This window comes from Hydrogenimonas sp. (assembly GCF_029933015.1).
In the GTDB taxonomy this organism is placed as follows: domain Bacteria; phylum Campylobacterota; class Campylobacteria; order Campylobacterales; family Hydrogenimonadaceae; genus Hydrogenimonas.
The window spans coordinates 1-2,824 of sequence record NZ_JAOZOZ010000056.1 but is presented as its reverse complement, the minus strand read 5'-3'; the positions used below and the strand labels follow the sequence as shown (position 1 = coordinate 2,824).

Here is a 2,824-nt window from a genome sequence, read left to right as displayed (position 1 = left end):
TTTTCCGCGACATTCGCCGACGCCCAGCGCGGTAAAGCCGTCTACGAGGCCAACTGTGCCCAGTGTCACAGTATCCACATGACCGGCGGGCTGGGGCGCGATTTCAATCTCGTCTCCTATACCCGGACGAAACAGGAGATCATGGATTATGTCGAGAGTCCCGACAGGATGTACAGAAAATTCGGCTACAGCGCCAACGCGATGCCGACCCTTCCTCTGACGGAGGATGAAATGAAGGATGTAGCCGATTTCATCGACGCGCTGCAGCCTTTCAAGAAGTGGATGGTAACCAAAAAAGATTGAAGACCGGCCGCCTGAAAGGAGGGCGGCTCAGGCGGTTTTCGTATAGACCGTATGGGTGGGAAAGGCGAACTCGAGTCCCAGGTCGTTGAAGTTTCGCAGGATCTCCATGTTGATGTCGTTTTGGGTATCGAAGACGGGCGCGCCTTTTTTGATGTAGTAGATGAAACGGATATTGAGCGCCGAGTCGAGAAATTCGGTGAAAGCTGTGACGATCTTCTCTTCGACGTTGGGATGTGCCTGGGCGATCTGACGCAGCGTCTGCATGGCCTGTTCCATCTTTTGCGGCGTAGTGTCGTAGGTGAGCCCCAGATCCATCGTGATTTTCCGGCTCGGTTCGCTGGTGACGTTGATGATGCTTTCGTTGGCGACGAACTGGTTGGGGATCGTCACCATGCGGCCGTCGAGAGTCTGCAGGCGCGTACTTCGGATGCCCACTTCCCGAACGAAGCCGTCGTAACCCTTGACCTTGACCCGGTCACCCACGACGAAGGGTTTGTCCACGAAGATCGTGAAGCTGCCGAAGAGGTTGGCCACCGTATCTTTGGCCGCCAGCGCCAGGGCCAGACCGCCGATACCCAGACTCGCCAGGACCGCTTTGACGTCGTAGCCGGCGTTGTCCAGCGCCACGATGATCGCGATGGCCCAGACCGAGAGCTTGAAACCCTTGCGAACGATCGGGAGCAACTGGTCGTCGAGCTTTCCTTCGCTCTCTTTTACGTAGGGGACCAGATAGGTCTCCAAAATGGCGTCCACCAGACGGGTCACGACCCAGGCGGCCGTGAAGATGATCAGGACGTAGTAACTCTTCGCCAGAATCGATTCGACCAGATCTGACAGCCGAAGAAGATGCAGGGAGTACCAGATCCCAGTGATGATCATCGTAAAGACGATCGGCTCTTCGAGCATGTCGACCAGAATGTCGTCGAAGCGGTTTTTCGTGTTTTCCGTGATTTTCTTGATGAAATGGCCGATGAGCCAGTAGACCGTCTTCGCGATCAGAATCGACAGGAGAATTCCTCCCGCCGCCACCATCCATTCGAAAATCGTATTGCCGTAGAAAGTCTTGCCCAGTAGTTCGTTCACGGTGTCCCTCACGTTTGGAAATGGTGTTTACTGTGCAATCATAGCGAAAGTAAGAGAAACTTTTAATCAAATTGAGTGTAAGATTACATAAAAAAGGAGCAACCCTATGGCCCATCACAAGCATCATGAAAAACTCGAAGAGATCAAAACCGCGATTCTCAAATCCGACAAACTGAGCGAAGAAGAGAAGAAAAACGCCATCGCCCACATTGAGGAGTGGTACGAAGAGGACAAGGCTTTCGGAACGCTGATCGAGCAGTTGACGGAAAAATTTGCCGCGTTGGAGCCGATTTTCGCAGAACTGGGACTGATCTGAATCCTGAAAACAGGGAAATAGGAAATCGGTAAACGGAAACGGGGCAAAGGCCCTTTCCCCCATAGAGACTCTTTCCAAGGAACCTTTTCATGAAACATTCCTACCTCAAATCACAGCCTGACGAAAAGGGCTATTTCGGCGAGTATGGCGGGGCTTTCCTGCCGCCCCAGCTGGTCGACGAGTTCGAACGGATCACCGAAGCCTACATGAAGCTGCGCAAATCCCACGAATTCCTGGCGGAGCTTCGGCGAATACGCAAACACTACCAGGGACGCCCTACGCCGGTCTATCACGCCAAACGTCTCAGCGACGCCGTGGGCGGAGCCCAGATCTATTTCAAGCGCGAAGATCTGAACCATACGGGCGCCCACAAACTCAACCACTGCATGGCCGAGGCGCTTCTGGCCAAAAGCATGGGCAAGAGCAAGCTCATCGCCGAAACGGGGGCCGGCCAGCACGGTGTGGCTCTGGCGACGGCGTGCGCCTATTTCGGGCTGGAGTGCGAGATCCATATGGGTGAGGTCGACATCGAAAAGGAGCACCCCAACGTCGTGCGGATGAAGATCCTGGGGGCGAAAGTGGTGCCCGCCACCCATGGGCTGAAGACTCTCAAGGAAGCGGTGGATTCGGCTTTCGAAGCCTATCTCTCGCAGCTCGATACCGCGATGTACGCCATCGGTTCCGTCGTCGGGCCGCACCCCTTTCCGCTGATGGTGCGCGATTTCCAGAGTATCGTGGGGATCGAGGCACGCGAGCAGTATATGGAGATGACAGGCGGCGAACTGCCCGACCATGTGGTCGCCTGTGTCGGCGGCGGCTCCAACGCCATGGGGATCTTCAGTGGATTCATCGACGACGAGGTGGAGCTCTACGCCGTCGAACCTCTGGGCAAAGGAACACGTCTGGGCGATCACGCCGCGACGCTGGAGTACGGCAAAGAGGGGGTGCTGCACGGCTTCAAATCGATCCTGCTGCAGACCGAAGAGGGGGAACCGGCCCCGGTCCACTCCATCGCCAGCGGTCTGGACTATCCGGGCGTGGGCCCCGAGCATGCCTACCTTCACGACATCGGGCGGGTCCATGTCAAAGGGGCGACGGATGCGGAGACGGTGGATGCCTTCT

4 protein-coding genes are annotated in these 2,824 nt (G+C 56.2%); 3 read left to right on the top strand and 1 reads right to left on the bottom strand.

Features of this window, described 5'->3' with window-relative positions; translation table 11 throughout:
• A partial coding sequence (locus tag Q1K23_RS05305) for a cytochrome c (protein WP_300363054.1) occupies nt 1–303 on the top strand: 303 nt, incomplete at its 5' end.
• A gap of 27 nt (nt 304–330) precedes the next feature.
• On the opposite strand, the gene Q1K23_RS05300 is transcribed toward Q1K23_RS05305, so the two are convergent.
• A complete protein-coding gene (locus Q1K23_RS05300) occupies nt 331–1,386 on the bottom strand; it encodes a mechanosensitive ion channel family protein (protein ID WP_300363053.1) in 1,056 nt (351 codons plus the stop codon).
• A gap of 106 nt (nt 1,387–1,492) precedes the next feature.
• Here Q1K23_RS05300 and Q1K23_RS05295 point away from each other — a divergent pair, with 106 nt between their 5' ends.
• Together Q1K23_RS05295 and trpB are read left to right on the top strand one after the other, a co-directional pair.
• Nucleotides 1,493–1,702, top strand: coding sequence for a hypothetical protein (locus Q1K23_RS05295; RefSeq protein ID WP_300363051.1), 210 nt, complete (start codon nt 1,493–1,495; stop codon nt 1,700–1,702).
• A gap of 89 nt (nt 1,703–1,791) precedes the next feature.
• Nucleotides 1,792–2,824, top strand: a 1,033-nt coding sequence (gene trpB / locus Q1K23_RS05290; RefSeq protein ID WP_300363049.1) for a tryptophan synthase subunit beta, incomplete at its 3' end; no start/stop codon positions are given.